Below are 17,820 nucleotides of genomic sequence, written 5' to 3'. Positions count from 1 at the left end.
CGGGCGGGTACGCCACAGCCAGAGTCGAGAGGGCGCGGTCGGGATCGACGGTCTCCCTCGAAATGCGAAAACCCTTGCTTTACCAAGGGTTTTGCGTGGTGGGGCGGGCGGGGCTCGAACCCGCGACGACCAGATTATGAGTCCGGGGCTCTAACCAGCTGAGCTACCGCCCCCAGGGCAAGGCTCGATTCTAATGTCGAGCTAACTCCGCCGTACGAATTGCCTCGGCGTTGTCGGCATTCAGCTCTGCACTCAGAAATTCCGTCGTCTCAGGGATAGCTAGGTGCAGGTCGTTCACACGATGCAGTTCACACTTCAAATCTCCCGCTGCCACATTCAGCACATGACCGCCGTGCTGGCGATCATCACTGATGAAGTGCAAGTGATAGCCGGCAATGCTCACTGCTCCAGCGAACTCCGGGCTCCAAAAGCCGACCAAGGTTCCATCGATATCTGCAAGATCGAACTCTGATTGATGGGCAGTGGCTTCGACGAGATCGACTCCGGAGTCAGTCTTGCAGGCCGCCCGCAATTGCAAGGCTCCCATCGTGCCGCTGATGCGAATGCCGATGAAACTGTTGTCGGACTTTCGGTGACGATCCAACTGCAGCAGCAGATCCTGCCAGTCACTGAAACGAGCAAGCTGGTCAGTTTCGTCAGCTGTGAAGTTGGTGACGACAGCAAACGGCGTCAGCTCATCCGCCGGCGCCTGCACCACTGAACCATCGCTGCGAGCCTGGAAGCACTCACCATCGAGCACGATCATCTCGCCATCGAGTGAGTCGAAGGTGCCGAGGCCGAAATCGCCGTGACGGAGAAGATCAGCAACATTGACGCAGCCCTGATAGACGCCCTCAACGAGCGCACTCGAAGTCGATACCTGAAAGAGCGAGTGGTGCTCTATCTCAAACGCCTCGGCCAACGCTGCCTGAACGAGATGGTCCACGCTCTCCCCGCTTGCAGCAGAACGCGCTCGAAGTGCCGTGTCCAAGCTCTCAGAGATGCGTGTGTGCAGATGACGAACCATGCGCGCAACAGTAATCGGGCTCGTGATTGCATTACTGAAATGGATTCCATCCGGATCACCGTGCGCGTCAAGCCAAGATCATCGCGCTCGCGGGTAGGAGGCTCGCATGGCGAGCCGCCAGCACTCATCGTCGCAGTGCACGCTCAAGCAGTTGACGGCCAGGCGAACGCAGCAGTGATCGACAACCTCGCGGCAGCCCTTGGAATCCACCGGCGCGATGTCCAGATGGTCTCAGGACACACCAATCGCACCAAGATCGTTGAAATCCGATCTGACGATGGCGATGCCCTCATGGCACGCATCGCGGAGCTCCTGTCGGCCTAAGCCTTCTTGACCACACTCGACTTCAGCATCATCGGGCCGAAGCCATCGACCTTTGCGTCGATGTCGTGATCACCCGCACCTGGCACCAACCTGATGTCGCGCACCTTGGTGCCGACCTTGAGCGGCGACGAACTGCCTTTGACTTTGACGTCCTTGATGATGGTCACCGAATCGCCGTCGGTCAGGACATTGCCCACAGCATCGCGAGTGACAACCGCTGCAGCGCTGTCATCTGCACTGCCTTGCAACGACCACTCATGGGCGCATTCCGGGCACACGAGCAGACCGCTCAGTTCGTAGGTGAACTCACAATTGCACTGCGGGCATGGGGGCGTCTGGTCCATGCAGCGAACCTAGCCCTTGATGTCGGGGTACCTCTTGCGCGCTTCTGCCAGTGCGATCTCGGCACGCTGCTGGGCGACCTTGCGAGGCGCTGGTCCGTAGCCCTTCTCGGCGTTCTCCTTGCGCCAATCCGCAACATCACCAGCGTGACCAGTGATCTCCATCATCTGCAGACTGTTCTGCAGATTCACGCGCATGCCCATGGACTCCCATGCGCGCTTCACGCCGGCCTTGATGCCCATCAACACTGACAGCGGTGCCTGCGCGATCTGCCAAGCAATGAGTTCAGCGGTCTGCTCAAGCTCATCCGCGGGAACAACGCGATTGACCATGCCCATGCGCTTGGCCTCATGAGCGTCGATTGTCTGCGAGAGATAGAGATACTCGTAGGTCTGGTGGAAGTTCATGGTGACCCAGGGCTCGATCAGCGTCTCGCCACCTGGGAAGCCAAGGCCTTGGGGCAGTGGCATCTGGAAGTAGGAGTCCTCCGAAGCGATGACGATGTCGTTCAGCAGTGCGAAGTAGGTGCCACCGCCGATGCAGTAGCCCTGGACAGCCGAGATTGTCGGCTTGCGGAACTCCCACAGGTGCAGCACTGGCCAAGTGAACAGCTTGGCCTGCCCGGCCCACGGGTGGCCGTGCTCGGCCGCCTCGGCGAACTCCGGGTAGGCAGGAGCGCCACTGGAGGGCACATCGTGTCCGGCCGAGAATCCCCTGCCATTGGCCTTCATGATGACGACCTTGATGTTGTAGTCGTTCTCAGCGTCGTTCAGGGAGTTCTCGACATCCCACACCATTGCCGAACTCTGGGCGTTGGCCTTCTCCGGGCGGTTCAAGATGATGCGAGCGATCGGCCCGTCCTTCTCATAGATGACCGCCTCAAGTTCATGACGTTCCATGGGATTCACCCTTCACTCGCATCAAATAGTCGGAGTACCTCGCGGACCCTAGCCGCTTTACGAGGTGTGCCGAGGTCAAATCCGACCTTTTGGGCGAGCTTGGATTCGCCAAAGCTTCGGTCTTCTGTGAGGGGAATTCGGGGTTTGCCATATCCGCGGTTATCTTGAGGTACTGCTCCGACACGGCCATGTGTTGATTGGGGTGATCTGATGCGTCTGGTTAAGGGCCTCGGGAGTTTCCCCTCTGCGCTCAGATTGATCCTTGGCGCGGCCGCCGCCTTGGGCTTGGTTGTCTTCGTTGCGCAAATCCCACCCGGAACTATCTCGCAAGCGGCTCCCACCGGTATTTCGACCGTTCCAAACCAAGAAGATTCCGCGCCGAGCCTGAGCCGAGCTGATGCTGCCGCTTGCGGGCTGCTGCAACGAGCATTGCTGCGAGTGGCCCGTGGCATGCAATTCGAGCGGGCGCTGACGAACTACGCATTTGTTCCGTGGCCAGAGGGCCTACCAAGTTCAAACATCCGGGCGGTATTCAAATCATTCGAGCGCGCGACATCACTCCAACAGAGGTACATGCATGGGGAAGGCAACGAGTTGGCAGGAGCCGAAGCCTTCAATAGCTCAGTAGCGGCCTACGCAGATATCTGTGAAGTCCGTTCGTAGGAACGACTCATCAGAAGCCAATGACGACCTTGCCGACGTGCTCCTGCCCTCGCAAATGCCGGTAGGCAGCCTGTGCCTCGTCAAATGCGAACACCTGGTCGATCACGGGTTGCATGGCATTGGCGTCAATAGCCGCGACCATCTCGGAGAACATTCGGCGGCTGCCGACGTAGACCCCTCGCAAGTTCACACTTCGAGACAAGAGCGGGAACGGATTCACTGAGGCCTGTCCTGACACCATGCCGATGAGCGCGATCTCGCCGCCAAATCGCGTGCAGGCCATTGAACGCTCCAAGGTGGCTCCCCCACCTACCTCTACTACCAGGTCTGCGCCTTGCCCGTTCGTCGCCCCAAGCACCGCGTTCTGCCATTCCTCGTTGGCGCGGTAATTGATTGTCGTGTCGGCACCGAGGGCTTGCATCCGTTCAAGCTTCTCATCGCTGCTCGAAGTGATGATCGCGCGAGCGCCCATCATCTTGGCGAATTGCAGACCAAAGACCGAGACGCCGCCGGTGCCCAGCAACAGCACGGTTGATCCCGCACGGATCTGTTGACCTTCAACGAGCGCATTCCAAGCAGTCAAGCCAGCGCACGGCAGAGTCGCGGTTTGCTCGTCACTCCAGTCACGGGGGGCAACAACCACGCCATCTGCCGGCAAGACGACTATTTCGGCGAGCATCCCATCGATCGAGCCACCCAATGCAGCCTCGTGGTACTTGGCTTCGATGCGGCCATCGAGCCAACCTTGAAAGAAGCAGCCCGCGACTTTGTCGCCCACGGCCACCGACTCCACCCCTTCGCCCACAGCGATGACGGTTCCAGCTCCGTCAGACAGCGGGATCCGCTCGTTGGCGGAGCGGCTCAGCAGGAGGTCGCGAAAGTTGAGCGAGGTTGCCCCGACTTGCACGGCAATCTGGCCCGGGCCGGGCTGTGGGTCGGGAAGATCTCGAATCTCTAGGCCTTGCACGCCACCGCCGGTGAGCACTTGTACTCGCATACGGCCACATTAGTGAGGTGCTGAGCTCCACTATCTGGACTCGAACCAAAAACGCAGAGATGTCGAGCCCTACGATGCGCGCATGACCGACACGACGCCGGCCGCGCGCCCCGGACGCCTGGCCACGCTCGTCGACTCCGATCGCTTCAACCTCGCCATCTCCGGCGTCATCATCATCAACGCGATCATCCTGGGCCTGGAGACCTTCCCGGCGCTCATGGAGTCCTACGAGTCCACGCTCGTCCTGCTCAACGAGATCTGCTACGGCATCTTCCTGGTCGAACTCGCGCTCCGGCTGGCGTCGTACGGACGCCGCCCGCAGGACTTCTTCAAGAGCCCCTGGAACGTCTTCGACTTCATCATCATCGGGGGCGTCCTCATCCCGGCTGTGCGCGAGCAAGCCCAGCTGCTCCGACTGCTCAGGCTCCTGCGCATCGTGCGCCTTGTGCGCTTCCTGCCCGATGCCCGCATCCTGCTGCTCACCGTCGTGAAGTCGATCCCGTCGATGGTGAGCATGATCGTGCTCACCATTCTGCTGCTGTTCCTCTACGGCATGATCGGCTGGACGATGTTCGGGCGGCGCTGCCCGAGACCTGGGGCACCATCACGCGGGCCATGCTGACGCTGTTCATTCTGCTCACGCTGGAGAACTTCCCCACCTACCTCGACGAGGCCCGCGCCGTCACGCCATGGGCGGTGGTGTTCTTCGTGTCGTATGTGCTCGTGGCCGCCTTCGTGGTCTTCAACCTGCTGATCGGCATCGTCATCGCGTCGATGGAGAAGGCCCGCGAGCACGAGGCCGAGCTCGACCGGACGCAGGAGGACTCGGAGCTGCTCGCCCGCATCGAGGCACTGCAGGCATCGCTCACCGATCTCCAGTCGGATATCAGGCAGCGGGAGCGTGACCAGCACGCGAGGTGACAAGGTCAAGGCTCGCCGTGGAGATCGTGGTTCGACCTGTTCGTCGCACTTGCAGTGGCTCCCCCATCTGGACTCGAACCAGAAACCCTTCGATTAACAGTCGAATGCTCTGCCAATTGAGCTATGGGGGATTAATTGCGGCCCGCAGAGAATAGCAAGGCTGCACGCCCTCGCTTTCCGCAGGTCAAATACCCAGAGCCGAACGCAATTCAGTGAGTGCGAAATCGGCTTGGGCTCGATTTTCTGGATCCGTGGGATCCACGCCCTCGTCGAACACCACCGTCCAAGTGATCTCGTCGCCAGCCTGTCGCCTGGCTGCTGCAAGACATTGCGAGCCATTGGCCAGTGTCAATCGCTCGCTGACAATCACATTGGCAGTGACCTGCGTGTAGACCGCGGCCGGCAAGTTGCCAGGTTCATCCAGTGGGATACGTAGTCGTTGGCTGGAGCCGCCAGGCTGCTCGGTGATGAGCTCAAGAAAGGGCTCATTCCACTGCGCACGAATGATGCTGGCCCACGGTATGGATGAACCCTTGGCATAGATCCCGGTGTTGGTGGCAATGACGAATTGGTGCGGATCTCGTTGCTCGGGAGCCCAGGCAATCACTCGCTCACTGACGGGTACGCCAGCAGACTGACGAGCCGATTTCGGCAGCCGACTCCTGGCGACCCTGGTGAACAGCTTCACGCGCGCTCACCCAAAGCCGCGGCCTGCAGCGACCTTCGGTATGTCTCAAGTTCAAGCAACTCTGCAAACAATTGCTGATGCAGGTCTCCTTGCTCGTCTGCTTCAGTTCTTTGCAGGCGCCCGCGAACGTCAACGATTCGGCGACCAGCATCGAGTTCGAGCAGGCGGGCGATGAGGCTGGTGGCATAGCGATCGCTGTGCACTGCGTCAGCGGGAAGTGGGTCGACAGACAGCTCACGGATCATGCGGCGTACTTCGTCATCTGGCGCGGCTTCGAGCACAGCGTCAATCCATGCCAGCCCATCGACCCGGGCGGTGGGGAGCCCGGCCAGAACAACGGCCGTGTGGACTTCGCGAGCCCGCGGGTGGGTGAAGGCTGAAGGCTCAAGCGCTGGGTACCACTCTTCAACCGCAGCGGGCAGCTGCAGCGCGCACTTCAAGGCTTCACGTTCGATGGTGAAGGCTGGTCCATCTGCGGCAGGAATCTGCTGCGTGGGCGCCGGTCGCGACTGTTCGGCCGGAGCCTGATTGAAACTCGGGCGTTGCGTGGGCGCCGGTCGTTGCCCGACAGCGGCCGTGACCGCCGGCACGTCAAGGCCCAACCACCCGGCGAGCAGCCGCGTGTACTCCGGGCGCAGTGCAGCGTCCTTGATCTTGGCGACAACGGGCGCTGCCTCACGCAATGCGGCGATGCGACCCTCAGCACGATCCAGATCGTGCGCAGCAAGGATCGACTTGATCGCGAACTGGAAGAGCGGAACCCGGTGATCGACAAGTGCGACCACGGCCTCATCGCCCTTGGCCAGACGCAGATCGCATGGATCCATGCCTGATGGCTCAACAGCGACAAAGGTGTTCGCGACGAACCGTTGATCTTCGTCAAAGGCACGCAGTGCCGCCTTCTGACCCGCCGCGTCGCCATCGAAGGTGAACACGACTTCGCCGCGCATCTGATCGTCATCCATCAGCAGGCGGCGCAGCACTTTGATGTGCTCGGAGCCGAATGCAGTGCCACACGTGGCTACTGCAGTGGTGATGCCCGCGAGATGGCAGGCCATGACATCGGTGTAGCCCTCGACGATCACGGCTTGCTGCTGCTTGGAGACCTCTTTGCGCGCCATATCCAGGCCATACAGAACCTGACTCTTCTTGTAGATAGGCGTCTCAGGCGTATTCAGATACTTGGGACCGTCGTCATCGTCATACAGCTTGCGCGCGCCAAAGCCGATGACATCGCCGCCGAGCTCACGAATCGGCCACACCAAACGACCACGGAATCTGTCGTAGGCCCCGCGATTGCCCTGACTCAACAGGCCGCCGGCGAGCAATTCAGCATCGGTGAATCCCTGCTTGCGCAGGGTGTTCGTCAATGCGTCCCAGGATTTCGGTGCGTAACCGACACCGAAGGACTTGGCCGCCTCGGCATCAAAGCCGCGGGAGGTCAGGAAATCTCGAGCAATCTGAGCGTCTGGAGTGGCCAGCTGCTCAACGTAGAACTTCGCTGCCAGCTTGTGAGCTTCGACAAGTCGCGTGCGCTGACCTTGCTGCCGGTTGATGGCCGCGCCACCGTCGACATAGCGGAGTTCAACACCAGTCTTGTCAGCGAGTTTCTCAACTGACTCAGCAAAACTCAGATGGTCGATCTTCTGGAGGAAGCCCAGGACATCGCCACCTTCGCCGCAGCCAAAGCAGTACCACATGCCTCGGCTTGGTGTGACGTGGAAACTTGGCGAGCGCTCATCGTGAAAGGGGCAAAGGCCCTTCAAGGAACCGCCACCAGCGGACTTCAAGGTGACGTATTCGCGCACCACATCGTCGATCCGAGCCCGCTCGCGGACCAGAGCGATGTCCTCATCGCGAATCCGGCCTGCCATGCGGGCAGTCTAGGCGCGTAGCCTGACCGCCTTCATCGGATCAGGCGCTCGTGCCAGCGCACCACGCTCACGTCAGTCAGGCTGGCGACTTGGTCGATGATCACCCGGAGTCGCTCGCCATCGGTCTGGGCGTTCTCGTAGGTCTCCTTGAGCCAGTTCTCCAGCGATCTCCCCTCGTCCAAACGAAGGGCGTGCACGACCTCGGCCAGCAGCTCACGCTGCTTTGCCCGTTCCACGTCGATGCCTGGCCGACCAACGACGAAGTGAACGGCAATGGCCTTCATCACCTCGACCTCGTCACGCACTTCATCGGGCACCACAAGATTTGCTGCATATCTGGTGAGCGGCTGATCGCCATAGTGAATACGAGTGGCCACCTGGGTGCTCACGCAAAAGCGTGAAGTCAGGTAACTGGTAGCGCGCTTGAGCGCGGCAAGGGATCGCATAGATCCATCGAATTCCGAGGGCCAGTACTCAAGGCCAAGCAGGCGATCAAGTGCCGCGCTCAATTCCGCCTGATCGCGGCTTGGTCCAAGTCGCCGGCTTGCCGTGTCGACGAGAATTCGCATATTGGTCGGGTCACGAAGCTCGTCAAAAGTAACCAAGCCGGCCTGAATTGCATCCTCAACATCGTGAATGGAATAGGCCACGTCATCAGCCCAGTTCATTACTTGCTCTTCGATGCAGTGCTCCTGCCCCGGGGCGCCTTCACGAAGCCATCTAAAGATCGGCTCGTCGTCGACGTAGTAGCCGAACTTCGGATTGCCCTCCTGTCGTGCCCACGGGTACTTGCATGAGGCATCCAAGGTTGCGCGCGTGAGATTGAGCCCGGCGCTTTGCCCTGCGTCGTCAAAGATCTTCGCCTCAAGGCGCGCCACAATCCGCAGAGTTTGGGCATTGCCTTCAAAGCCGCCGATGCTGTCCGAGAGCCGATTGAGTTCGGATTCACCGTTGTGACCAAATGGCGGGTGCCCGAGATCGTGCGCGAGGCCGGCGACTTCAACGACATCTGGATCACAGCCGAGTGCTTCACCTAGTTCACGCGCGATCTGCGCAACTTCAAGGGTGTGCGTCAAACGGGTGCGCGGGAAGTCATTCATCCCGGTCGTCATGACCTGGGTCTTTGCAGCAAGGCGACGCAATCCCGCCGAGTGAAGAACACGTGCGCGATCGCGCGCAAAGGGACTGCGCACTGATTCTTTAATGGGTTCTGAGACATACCGCACACTCGCGGATTCGTCGTAGCCCGGCGGAAGACTCATCAACGAAGACCTTAGCGGTGCGCCGTCCACTCAATTAGCAGTACAAGTGTGAACATTGGCTACGTGAGTGCTCCCCCGGTAACACGCTCACGCCAAGGGTCTCTGCCGCCGGCGCTGCGCACCGCTCGCGGGTGGATCACCGCCGGCATCACTATTGCCATTGCTCTCGTCCTGCTCGTGCCGATCGGCGCGGTGATGCAGATTGTGTTCACAGCGCAGTTCGATGATCGCACGCCAACACAGGCGATCATCCTGATGGATCCCACCCGGGTCTGGGGTGATGATCCCGCCGTCCTTTCTTCACGAGCAGACCAGGCCGCCGAGCTGTACCAATCGGGAGTTGCGCCCGTGATCATGCTCACTGGTCGAGCGCGAACTTCGGAACAGGTACGCGCTTTACTGCGCGCACGCAGCGTCCCCGATCAGGACATTGTCAGTTTCACCACAACCATCGACACTCTCGGATCACTTCAGATGATCGCTGCGGTGATGAATGATCTCGGATGGAGCTCGGCGACAATCGTCACCGATCCACCAAATGCTGCACGCGCGTCGGCCATCGCATCAGGCTTCGGTATCGATGCGCACCTGTCCCCCGCCGAATCGGGGCCCGGCTCCGCGATGACCAGTGACTATGTGGGTCGCGAGACGGCCGCTCTCATGCGCTACTACTTGATCAGTCGTTGGACGCAGCCACAACTGGTCAAAGCCGGCGCCTAGCGCGAATCGCTTCCGATGGCGGTGCGCTGCACAGTTGCTCGTCCTGATTCCAGCCTCGCGACCGGCACTCGGAATGGGGAGCAGGACACGTAGTCAAGTCCCACCTCGTCGAAGAAGTGGATCGACTCCGGGTCACCTCCGTGCTCACCGCAGACTCCGCAATGCAGTCCGGGACGGGTCCGACGACCGCGCTCGACCGCTATACGAATGAGTTCGCCGACTCCCTCACGGTCAATGGACTCAAAGGGCGAGACGCCAAAGACGCCCTTCTCCAGGTAAGTGGAGAAGAACGCAGCCTCCACGTCATCGCGGCTGAAACCCCACGTTGTCTGCGTGAGGTCATTGGTGCCGAACGAGAAGAATTCTGCGCCTTCAGCAATCTGATCAGCAGTCACGGCCGCGCGAGGCAGTTCGATCATCGTGCCGATGGGGAAGGAAAGAGTGCACCCATTGGCATCTGCGACGTCCTTCAGTACACCCGCAGCTTCGTCAATCACGAGCTCAAGCTCTTGGATGGAACCCACAAGAGGGATCATGATCTCGGCCATCGGATTGCCGCCAAGCTTCTTTCGGAAGCAGGCGGCCTCAGCAATGGCGCGCACCTGCAGGGCAAACAGCCCAGGCAGCACCAACCCCAATCGCACGCCACGCAATCCCAGCATCGGATTCTGCTCATGCAGGCGGCGGACTGCCTGAAGCATCCGCAACTCGACAGCATTCTCCTCACCGCGCGCCTCGGCCAGGGCCACACGCACCGTGAGCTCGGTCAGGTTCGGAAGAAACTCATGCAGCGGTGGATCAATGAGACGGATGGTCACTGGGAGACCGTCCATGACCTCCAGGATGCGAATGAAGTCCTTGCGCTGCAGGGGCAGCAGCGCAGCCAGTGACTCATCGTGCTCCTCTTGAGTCTGCGCGAGGATGAGCCGTTCCACGAACATCCGTCGCTCTCCCAGGAACATGTGCTCAGTGCGCAGCAGCCCGATCCCCTCGGCGCCCATCTCTCGAGCACGTTTGGCGTCGGCCGGTGTATCGGCATTGGCGCGCACCCGCAGGCGCCGACGAACATCCGCGTACAGGATCAGCCGATCTACCGCGCGGATCAACTCGGCGGTGGCCTGGTCCGCAGTCTCCAGCGCCCGAGCCAAGCCATATTCGAAGTACTCCACGATCGGGCTGTTGACGACCGGTACTTCGCCGAGAAAGACCTCACCACTGGCACCATCAATGGAGATTGCGTCGCCCTCAACGACCACTCGCCCGTCGTGAGTAGTCATTCGCTTCGCCGCGGTTTCCACTTCCAATTCCTCAGCACCGCACACAGCCGTCTTGCCCATGCCGCGGGCGACAACGGCGGCGTGGGAGGTCTTTCCTCCCCTGCTCGTGAGGATTCCCGCCGCTGCAACCATGCCGGCCAGGTCATCAGGATTGGTCTCACGCCGTACGAGAATCACCTGCTCCCCGGACTCAGCCCATGCGACTGCAGTCTGCGAGTCGAATACCGCACGCCCCACTGCTGCGCCCGGAGATGCGCTTGTGCCGCGAGCAATGAGCTCATGGCTGACATCCGCCGCGAACCTGGGAAACATTAGTTGCGAGAGCTGCTGCCCCGTCACGCGCAGCAGCGCTTCGTCCAAGGTGATCACATGCTCATCCACGAGTTGCGTTGCAATGCGAAATGCGGCGCCCGCCGTGCGTTTGCCAACGCGTGTTTGCAGCATCCAGAGCTTGCCGCGCTCGATAGTGAATTCGATGTCGCAGAGATCTCGATAATGGAGCTCCAGTCGATGCATGATGTCGAGCAGTTCGTGATAGCACTTCGGGTCGATCTCTTCGAGTTGCTGAAGCTGCAAGGTGTTGCGGATACCCGCGACGACGTCTTCACCTTGAGCGTTCTGCAGGTAGTCGCCATAGATTCCACGGGCGCCCGTGCTGGGATCTCGCGTGAAGGCAACTCCGGTGCCTGAACCTTCGCCAGCATTGCCGAAAGCCATGCTCTGCACATTGACTGCTGTGCCGAGGTCATGCGGGATGCGTTCCTGACGGCGGTACAGCCGAGCTCGATCGGTGTTCCAGGAGTCGAACACGGCCTGGACTGCCATGGTCAATTGCTCGTAGGGATCCTGTGGAAACTCGCGATTGGCAAGGGTGCGCACCATGGTCTTGTAGGTGGCGGTGAGTGCTATCAACTCCTCGACGGGCAGGTCGACGTCTGAACTGACATGCGCGCGGCGCTTGGCATCGTCCAGCGCCTGCTCAAACCCGTCACCATCGAGGCCAAGCACCGTCTTGCCAAACATCTGGATGAGTCTGCGATAGGAATCCCAGGCGAAGCGCTCGTCGTTGGCTCGCTTGGCCAAGCCGAGCACGCTGGCGTCATTCAGGCCGATGTTCAGCACCGTATCCATCATGCCCGGCATGGAGAAGCGTCCGCCAGAGCGCACTGACACCAGCAGCGGGTCAGCGGCATCGCCGAGGCGTTGATGCACTTGCGCTTCGAGCCTGCCCAGAAATTCGTGAATCTGCTCTGCCAGACCTTCGGGCATCCGCCCTTGCAGCAGATACGACCGGCATGCCTCGGTTGTGATGGTGAAGCCAGGCGGCACGGGCAATCCCAATCGCGTCATCTCCGCGAGATTGGCCCCTTTGCCTCCCAGGAGATCCGCCTGGGATCGATCACCTTGGGCAAAGGAGAAGACGTAGTGCGGCAGGACACCAGCTTCGATAAGCAGACTCATGTGCCCAGTTGACCACTTGGGCGGCAGACCTGAATAGAGGCGAGAGTCACTGGCGTGGCGCGGTCAATAGCAGCTAGCCGCCGCTGACCGACAGCTCGGCATCCTGCAGCATCAATCGTGCGGGACCATCGAGTTCAGGTGAATCCAGCCAGCCATCAGGCAAGGTCGGACGACGGCCGCCTGAGGTCCTACCGCGCGGACCTGCGCCCACCTCCGTATTGAATCGTTGATCGGGATCTATCTGGGCCAGCAAGGAGTCCAGCTCGTCCACGCTTTCGACGGTTCCCAGGCTTTGGCGAATCTGCTGACGGACGCTGAAGCCCTTCATGTACCAGGCCATGTGCTTGCGGATATCGCGAATGCCTTTGTATTCGCCGTAGTCCTGACACAGCAATTGCGCATGACGGCGCAAGGTGAGCAGTACCTGCTCAAGATCAGGATCAGATGGGATTGGTGTGCCAGTGAATGCCGCAGCCAACTGCCCGAAGAGCCACGGGCGACCAAGACATCCGCGTCCAACGACGACGCCGTCCGCGCCAGTGCGCGCAACCATGTCCAGGGCATCCTGTGCTGTCCAGATATCGCCGTTGCCCAACACGGGCGTGCCCAGTGGAGCGAGGTGTTCCTTCAGCCGCCATATCGCATCCCAATCGGCAACTCCCGAATACATCTGCTCAGCCGTACGCGCGTGCAATGCAACCCACGTTGCGCCTTCTTCGGCAGCCGCTCGGCCGGCTTGAAGGTACGTCAGGTGTTCGTCATCAATGCCCTTGCGCATCTTCACTGTCACCGGCACTCGACCATCGGCGGCGACCACGGCTGCCCGAACGATCGCGCGGAACAGATCGCGCTTCCATGGCAGGGCACTGCCTCCACCCTTGCGCGTGACCTTGGGCACAGGGCATCCGAAGTTCATGTCGATGTGATCAGCACGGTCCTCATCGATCAGGATTCGCACTGCCTGGGCCATGACTTTGGGATCCACGCCGTACAGCTGCACCGATCGCGGGATCTCGTCAGCGTCAAAGGTCACCATGTCGATCGTCTCTGCATTGCGTTCAACGAGCGCTCTGGAAGTGACCATTTCCGAGACGTAGAGACCGGCGCCGGCCTCGCGGCACAGTCGACGAAAAGCTCGATTGGTGATGCCGGCCATTGGTGCAAGAACAACCGGCACACTGAGGTTGCTCATCGAGATCACCGGATGATTCTGCCAGTTACTGGCAGGCCTCGGACTTGTGCAGCGGTGCTACCGTCTATCAGATGGTCAGCATCCGTAGAAGGATCGGCATCGCAGGCATATCGCTTGTGGCCGCAGTCGCGATCGTCATGCCTTCGACTCCAGTCCAAGGCGCCCCACTTGATCCATCGATTCCCGCTGCGATCGCCGCGCAGTACGAGGGAGGCAAGCTGCGCATCGTGCGTGATCTGAGCTCAAACTCGGCATACACGCGACACGCGATCGCCTACAGCAGCAATGGCCTGAAGATCACCGGCGTCATGAACAGGCCCCGAGGCAAGGGTCCGTTCCCTGTCGTCGTGCTCGCCCATGGTCATATCGAACCGAGCGTCTACGTCACTGGCCAGGGATTTCGACGCGAGCAGGATTGGCTCGCTCGCAATGGCTATATCGCCTTGCATGTCGACTACCGCAATCACGCTGGCTCAGCCAAGGATCCCGAATCTGAGCAATCGCTGCGGATCGGCTACGCAACCGATGTCATCAACGCTGGTCTGGCAGTGCGTGGCACCACACTTCCTTACATCGACAAGAGCCGCGTTGCCCTGCTTGGTCGCTCAATGGGTGGCGGCGTTGCCTTCCAGGCTCTGGTGATTCGCCCGGGTGTGTTCGATGCAGCAATTACCTATGCGTCAACGAGCTCCAACCCGGCCGACAACTTCAACAAGTGGGGTCGGTCGGACACCAAGAATGCTCGTCAGATTCTTGCTCGATACGGCGAGCCAGCGACCAGTCCCGAGAAGTGGGCTCCGCTTGCCTCTCGGAACTACTTTGCGCGGGTCACCGAACCCGTGCTGATGATTCATGGAACTGCCGATGAGAGTTGCGACATCTCCTGGGCCAGAGCCACGCGTGACGCATTGGTGAAGGCCGGCAAGGATGTTCGCCTCGTTGAGTACAAGGGCGCTGGCCATTACATGTACGGGCCATGGAACGACTCGATCCGCCAAGTGAACGCTTTTCTCAAAAAGCAGCTGTCCTAGCGCATGACGCTGATCCCGCAACTGCACGTAGGAAAGACTGCCCGCAAGCCCACTTGGAGGATCGCTTGACGGACATCGGCATCGTGCTCACTGGCAAGCGACGGTGGGTTGCCCTGTGCTTCCTTGCCCTGGGCGTCTCCATGATCATTCTCGACGCGACGATTGTGAACGTCGCCATCCCCTCGATGGTGCGCGATCTTGGGCTCTCGACCAATGACACCGAATGGATCATCGCGGCCTATTCGCTGACCTTCGCCTCGCTGTTGATCCTGTTCGGCAGGTTCAGCGACAGGTTTGGTCGCCGCCTGCTCTTTGCCATCGGCATCATCGTCTTCATTGTTGCCAGCGTCCTGGTTGCTGCATCGAGCACAGCTCAGACGCTCATCGCGGCACGAGCTCTGCAAGGCATCGGCGCCGCAATGATCCTGCCGGCTTCGCTGTCGATCATCAACGCAGTGTTCGTCGGCAAGTCACGCGCCATCGCGTTCGCTGTCTGGGGAGGCACGATCGGCGGAATGGCCGCGCTTGGTCCTTTGGTCGGCGGGTGGCTGACGACCTACGCCTCCTGGCATTGGGCCTTCCTGATCAACGTGCCCATCGGCATCGCCGTGCTGATTGGCGTCTTTCTGAGCGTGCCCGAAACCAAGGATGTGCAGGCACGCAAGGGAATGGATGTGCCAGGGACCCTGCTCATCACTTTGGGACTGGCCGGAATTGTCTTCGCACTGATCGAGGGACAGCGCTACGGGTGGGGCAAACCGATCAACCAGTTCCAACTCGGTGCATGGGATTGGCCGAGCTCATCGATTTCAATCGTGCCAGTGATTGGAGCGCTCGGTGTGCTTGCACTGCTGGCACTGTTGAGGGTGGAGACCACGCGCGCCGCGCAGGGCAAGATCGTCATCCTGGATCTGCGCCTGTTCCGGATCAGAAGTTTCGGCCTAGGCAACGCGGTTGCGCTTGTTGTCAGTCTTGGCGAATTCGGCCTGCTATTCGCGCTCCCGCTCTTCATGCAGGCCACGCTCGGCTACGACGCCCTGCAAACCGGCGTCATTCTCACTGCCCTGGCCATTGGCTCCTTCGCCGCATCGGGAATCGGAGCGCCCCTTGCGCAGCGCTTCGGACCCGTGCGGGTGCTGCAACTGGGCATGCTGCTTGAGGCGGCCGGAATCTTCGGACTGGCGTTCGTGCTGTCCACCACTGTTACCGGCTGGGAGATGGCTCCTTGGCTGTTCATCTATGGCATGGGCGTCGGCTTCGCAACGGCTCAGTTGACCGGCGTGATCCTGGCCGAGGTACCCGTGGCGGATTCAGGTCAGGCGAGCGCGGTCCAATCCACTTCCCGACAGGTCGGCGCTGCGATTGGCACGGCCATCATTGGCACGACGCTGATTCTGGGGCTGGGCAATGTGGCCGTGCAGCTGACTGATCGAGGGGTGCCCGCTGAGCAGGCCCAGGTGATCGGAGATGCAGTTGCCGGTTCGGCCGGTCAAGCCATCCCCGGTTTGGCATCGCTGCCCAACGGCCAGGTGCTGATCGAGGGTGCTTCGGCTGGCTTCGCGCATGCGATCACCTACGTCGCCCTGGTCGCAGGCGTCTTGGTCCTGATGGGATTCCTGACCAGTTTGACTCTCCCGCGCAATGCGGCGCGCATCGAGTCCGAGGGCTACCAAGCCCCGAAAACGACGTAACGACTGCTAGTAGGAGGGCAGTCGAACTGCCAGCCACGCAGGCAAGGCGTCAAGTCCGATGCGCTCCTGCTGCATGGTGTCGCGCTCGCGAACGGTGACCGCTTGGTCTTCAAGAGTGTCAAAGTCGACCGTGACGCAAAAGGGAGTGCCGATCTCGTCCTGTCGGCGATAGCGGCGTCCAATGGCGCCGGCATCGTCAAACTCCACATTCCAGCGCTTGCGCAGTTCAGCGGCCAGATCCTTGGCCTTCGGCGAGAGATCAGCGTTGCGAGACAAAGGCAGCACAGCAACCTTCACTGGAGCCAGGCGAGGATCAAGCCGCAGCACTGTTCTGGTGTCAACTCCGCCCTTGGAGTTTGGCGCCTGATCTTCGTCGTATGAGTCCAGGAGAAATGCGAGCACTGCGCGGGTCAGTCCAGCCGCAGGCTCAATGACATACGGCATCCAACGCTCTTCGGACTCTTGGTCAAAGTACGACAAGTCCGTGCCGGAGTGCTGACCATGCGTGGTGAGGTCAAAGTCCGTTCGGTTGGCGATGCCCTCGAGCTCGGCCCACTCAGAGCCGGCGAATCTGAAGCGGTACTCGATGTCGACAGTGCGCTTGGAATAGTGCGAGAGCTTCTCTTTGGGGTGCTCAAAGAAGCGCATGTTCTCTGGATCCAGTCCGAGATCGACATACCAATCCCAGCGCTGCTTCAACCAGTACTCGTGCCAATCCTCGTCGGTTCCCGGCTTTACGAAGAATTCCATCTCCATCTGCTCGAACTCACGCGTGCGGAAGATGAAGTTGCCAGGAGTGATCTCGTTGCGAAAGCTCTTGCCCGTCTGTCCGATGCCAAAGGGAGGCTTCTTGCGCGCTGCGTTCATCACATTGAGGTAATTGACGAAGATACCCTGCGCTGTCTCTGGACGCAGGTAGTGGACGGCGCCGGCATCTTCAACTGGGCCAACGGTGGTGCGCAGCATTCCGTTGAAGTCGCGGGGTTCGGTGAACTCTCCCTTGTTGCCACAGTTGGTGCACGTGATGTCAGCAAGTCCATTTGCCGGTGGGCGTCCGTGCTTCTCCTCGTACTGCTCAAGGAGCTGATCGGCACGCCAGCGACGGTTGCACTTCTTGCATTCAGTCAGCGGGTCCACGAAGGCATTGACGTGACCTGATGCCTCCCACACCTGCGGGGCAAGGATGATCGAAGAATCAAGTCCGATGACATCTTCACGACCGCGCACCATGTACTGCCACCACTGGCGACGGACATTGTCCTTGAGCTCAACACCGTTGGGGCCGTAGTCCCATGCAGACCGGCTACCGCCATAGATCTCGGAGGACTGAAAGGCGAATCCTCGGCGCTTGCAGAGATTGACAACTGCATCAACACGATCGGCGGCCATTGAGCGCTCCATTTCCGAAGCGCTTGCGGCGCTCCAATCCGGCTGGGTGTCGGCGGGTGCAG

Annotated in this window: 17 protein-coding genes and 2 tRNA genes; 7 read left to right on the top strand and 12 right to left on the bottom strand. The window is 60.5% G+C overall.

From position 1 onward, the window contains the following. Nucleotides 1-96: 96 nt before the first annotated feature. Nucleotides 97-173, bottom strand: a tRNA-Ile gene (locus tag Q8M73_13270). A gap of 17 nt (nt 174-190) precedes the next feature. Then, the gene (gene budA / locus Q8M73_13265; protein MDP2289518.1) at nt 191-1,027 is read right to left on the bottom strand and encodes an acetolactate decarboxylase; all 837 of its coding nucleotides are present in this window, start codon (nt 1,025-1,027) and stop codon (nt 191-193) included. 39 nt (nt 1,028-1,066) lie between these two features. On the opposite strand from budA, the gene Q8M73_13260 reads away from it, so the two are divergent. Beyond that, nucleotides 1,067-1,351, top strand: a complete 285-nt coding sequence (locus Q8M73_13260) for a DUF167 domain-containing protein (GenBank protein MDP2289517.1) — start codon at nt 1,067-1,069, stop codon at nt 1,349-1,351. On the opposite strand, the gene Q8M73_13255 is transcribed toward Q8M73_13260, so the two are convergent. Next, nucleotides 1,348-1,695 carry a zinc ribbon domain-containing protein YjdM gene (locus tag Q8M73_13255; protein MDP2289516.1) on the bottom strand — a complete coding sequence of 116 codons (348 nt, stop codon included), beginning with the start codon at nt 1,693-1,695 and terminating at the stop codon, nt 1,348-1,350. The genes Q8M73_13260 and Q8M73_13255 overlap by 4 nt on opposite strands. A gap of 9 nt (nt 1,696-1,704) precedes the next feature. Continuing rightward, nucleotides 1,705-2,592 carry an enoyl-CoA hydratase-related protein gene (locus Q8M73_13250; GenBank protein MDP2289515.1) on the bottom strand — a complete coding sequence of 296 codons (888 nt, stop codon included), beginning with the start codon at nt 2,590-2,592 and terminating at the stop codon, nt 1,705-1,707. A gap of 210 nt (nt 2,593-2,802) precedes the next feature. Here Q8M73_13250 and Q8M73_13245 point away from each other — a divergent pair, with 210 nt between their 5' ends. Then, the gene (locus Q8M73_13245) at nt 2,803-3,255 is read left to right on the top strand and encodes a hypothetical protein (GenBank protein ID MDP2289514.1); all 453 of its coding nucleotides are present in this window, start codon (nt 2,803-2,805) and stop codon (nt 3,253-3,255) included. 10 nt (nt 3,256-3,265) lie between these two features. Here Q8M73_13245 and Q8M73_13240 read toward each other — a convergent pair whose 3' ends face one another. After that, nucleotides 3,266-4,252 (bottom strand): NAD(P)-dependent alcohol dehydrogenase, encoded by a 987-nt coding sequence (locus Q8M73_13240; protein ID MDP2289513.1) that lies wholly within the window; start codon nt 4,250-4,252, stop codon nt 3,266-3,268. Nucleotides 4,253-4,334: 82 nt separating this feature from the next. Between Q8M73_13240 and Q8M73_13235 the strand changes: the two genes are divergently transcribed. After that, nucleotides 4,335-4,874: an ion transporter gene (locus Q8M73_13235; GenBank protein MDP2289512.1), complete on the top strand. Its 540-nt coding sequence runs from the start codon at nt 4,335-4,337 to the stop codon at nt 4,872-4,874. Further along, nucleotides 4,868-5,173, top strand: coding sequence for an ion transporter (locus tag Q8M73_13230; protein ID MDP2289511.1), 306 nt, complete (start codon nt 4,868-4,870; stop codon nt 5,171-5,173). The genes Q8M73_13235 and Q8M73_13230 overlap by 7 nt, the downstream gene beginning before the upstream one ends. Before the next feature lie 55 nt (nt 5,174-5,228). Here the strand turns inward: Q8M73_13230 and Q8M73_13225 are convergent. From Q8M73_13225 to Q8M73_13210, 4 genes are all read right to left on the bottom strand, one after another. Then, a tRNA-Asn gene (locus tag Q8M73_13225) sits at nt 5,229-5,304 on the bottom strand. Between the two features lie 53 nt (nt 5,305-5,357). After that, a complete protein-coding gene (locus Q8M73_13220) occupies nt 5,358-5,861 on the bottom strand; it encodes a hypothetical protein (protein ID MDP2289510.1) in 504 nt (167 codons plus the stop codon). Further along, nucleotides 5,858-7,735, bottom strand: coding sequence for a DNA primase (dnaG, locus tag Q8M73_13215; protein ID MDP2289509.1), 1,878 nt, complete (start codon nt 7,733-7,735; stop codon nt 5,858-5,860). Before dnaG ends, Q8M73_13220 begins: the two co-directional genes overlap by 4 nt. Nucleotides 7,736-7,767: 32 nt before the next feature. After that, nucleotides 7,768-8,997 carry a deoxyguanosinetriphosphate triphosphohydrolase gene (locus tag Q8M73_13210; GenBank protein MDP2289508.1) on the bottom strand — a complete coding sequence of 410 codons (1,230 nt, stop codon included), beginning with the start codon at nt 8,995-8,997 and terminating at the stop codon, nt 7,768-7,770. 63 nt (nt 8,998-9,060) lie between these two features. On the opposite strand from Q8M73_13210, the gene Q8M73_13205 reads away from it, so the two are divergent. Beyond that, nucleotides 9,061-9,717, top strand: a complete 657-nt coding sequence (locus Q8M73_13205; protein MDP2289507.1) for a YdcF family protein — start codon at nt 9,061-9,063, stop codon at nt 9,715-9,717. On the opposite strand, the gene ppdK is transcribed toward Q8M73_13205, so the two are convergent. Beyond that, nucleotides 9,714-12,455 (bottom strand): pyruvate, phosphate dikinase, encoded by a 2,742-nt coding sequence (gene ppdK / locus Q8M73_13200; GenBank protein MDP2289506.1) that lies wholly within the window; start codon nt 12,453-12,455, stop codon nt 9,714-9,716. The genes Q8M73_13205 and ppdK overlap by 4 nt on opposite strands. A gap of 73 nt (nt 12,456-12,528) precedes the next feature. Beyond that, entirely contained in the window at nt 12,529-13,647 is a 1,119-nt protein-coding gene (gene dusB / locus Q8M73_13195) for a tRNA dihydrouridine synthase DusB (GenBank protein ID MDP2289505.1), read from the bottom strand. Between the two features lie 71 nt (nt 13,648-13,718). Here dusB and Q8M73_13190 point away from each other — a divergent pair, with 71 nt between their 5' ends. Further along, nucleotides 13,719-14,678 carry an alpha/beta fold hydrolase gene (locus Q8M73_13190; GenBank protein ID MDP2289504.1) on the top strand — a complete coding sequence of 320 codons (960 nt, stop codon included), beginning with the start codon at nt 13,719-13,721 and terminating at the stop codon, nt 14,676-14,678. A gap of 65 nt (nt 14,679-14,743) precedes the next feature. Next, nucleotides 14,744-16,369 carry an MFS transporter gene (locus Q8M73_13185; GenBank protein ID MDP2289503.1) on the top strand — a complete coding sequence of 542 codons (1,626 nt, stop codon included), beginning with the start codon at nt 14,744-14,746 and terminating at the stop codon, nt 16,367-16,369. A gap of 6 nt (nt 16,370-16,375) precedes the next feature. Here Q8M73_13185 and Q8M73_13180 read toward each other — a convergent pair whose 3' ends face one another. Continuing rightward, nucleotides 16,376-17,758, bottom strand: coding sequence for a glycine--tRNA ligase (locus tag Q8M73_13180; protein MDP2289502.1), 1,383 nt, complete (start codon nt 17,756-17,758; stop codon nt 16,376-16,378). Nucleotides 17,759-17,820: the final 62 nt, after the last annotated feature.

The organism is Actinomycetota bacterium (assembly GCA_030684515.1).
GTDB lineage: Bacteria > Actinomycetota > Actinomycetes > S36-B12 > S36-B12 > UBA11398.
The sequence above is the reverse complement of the archived record's forward strand: the minus strand, read 5'-3'. Positions and strand labels throughout refer to the sequence as shown.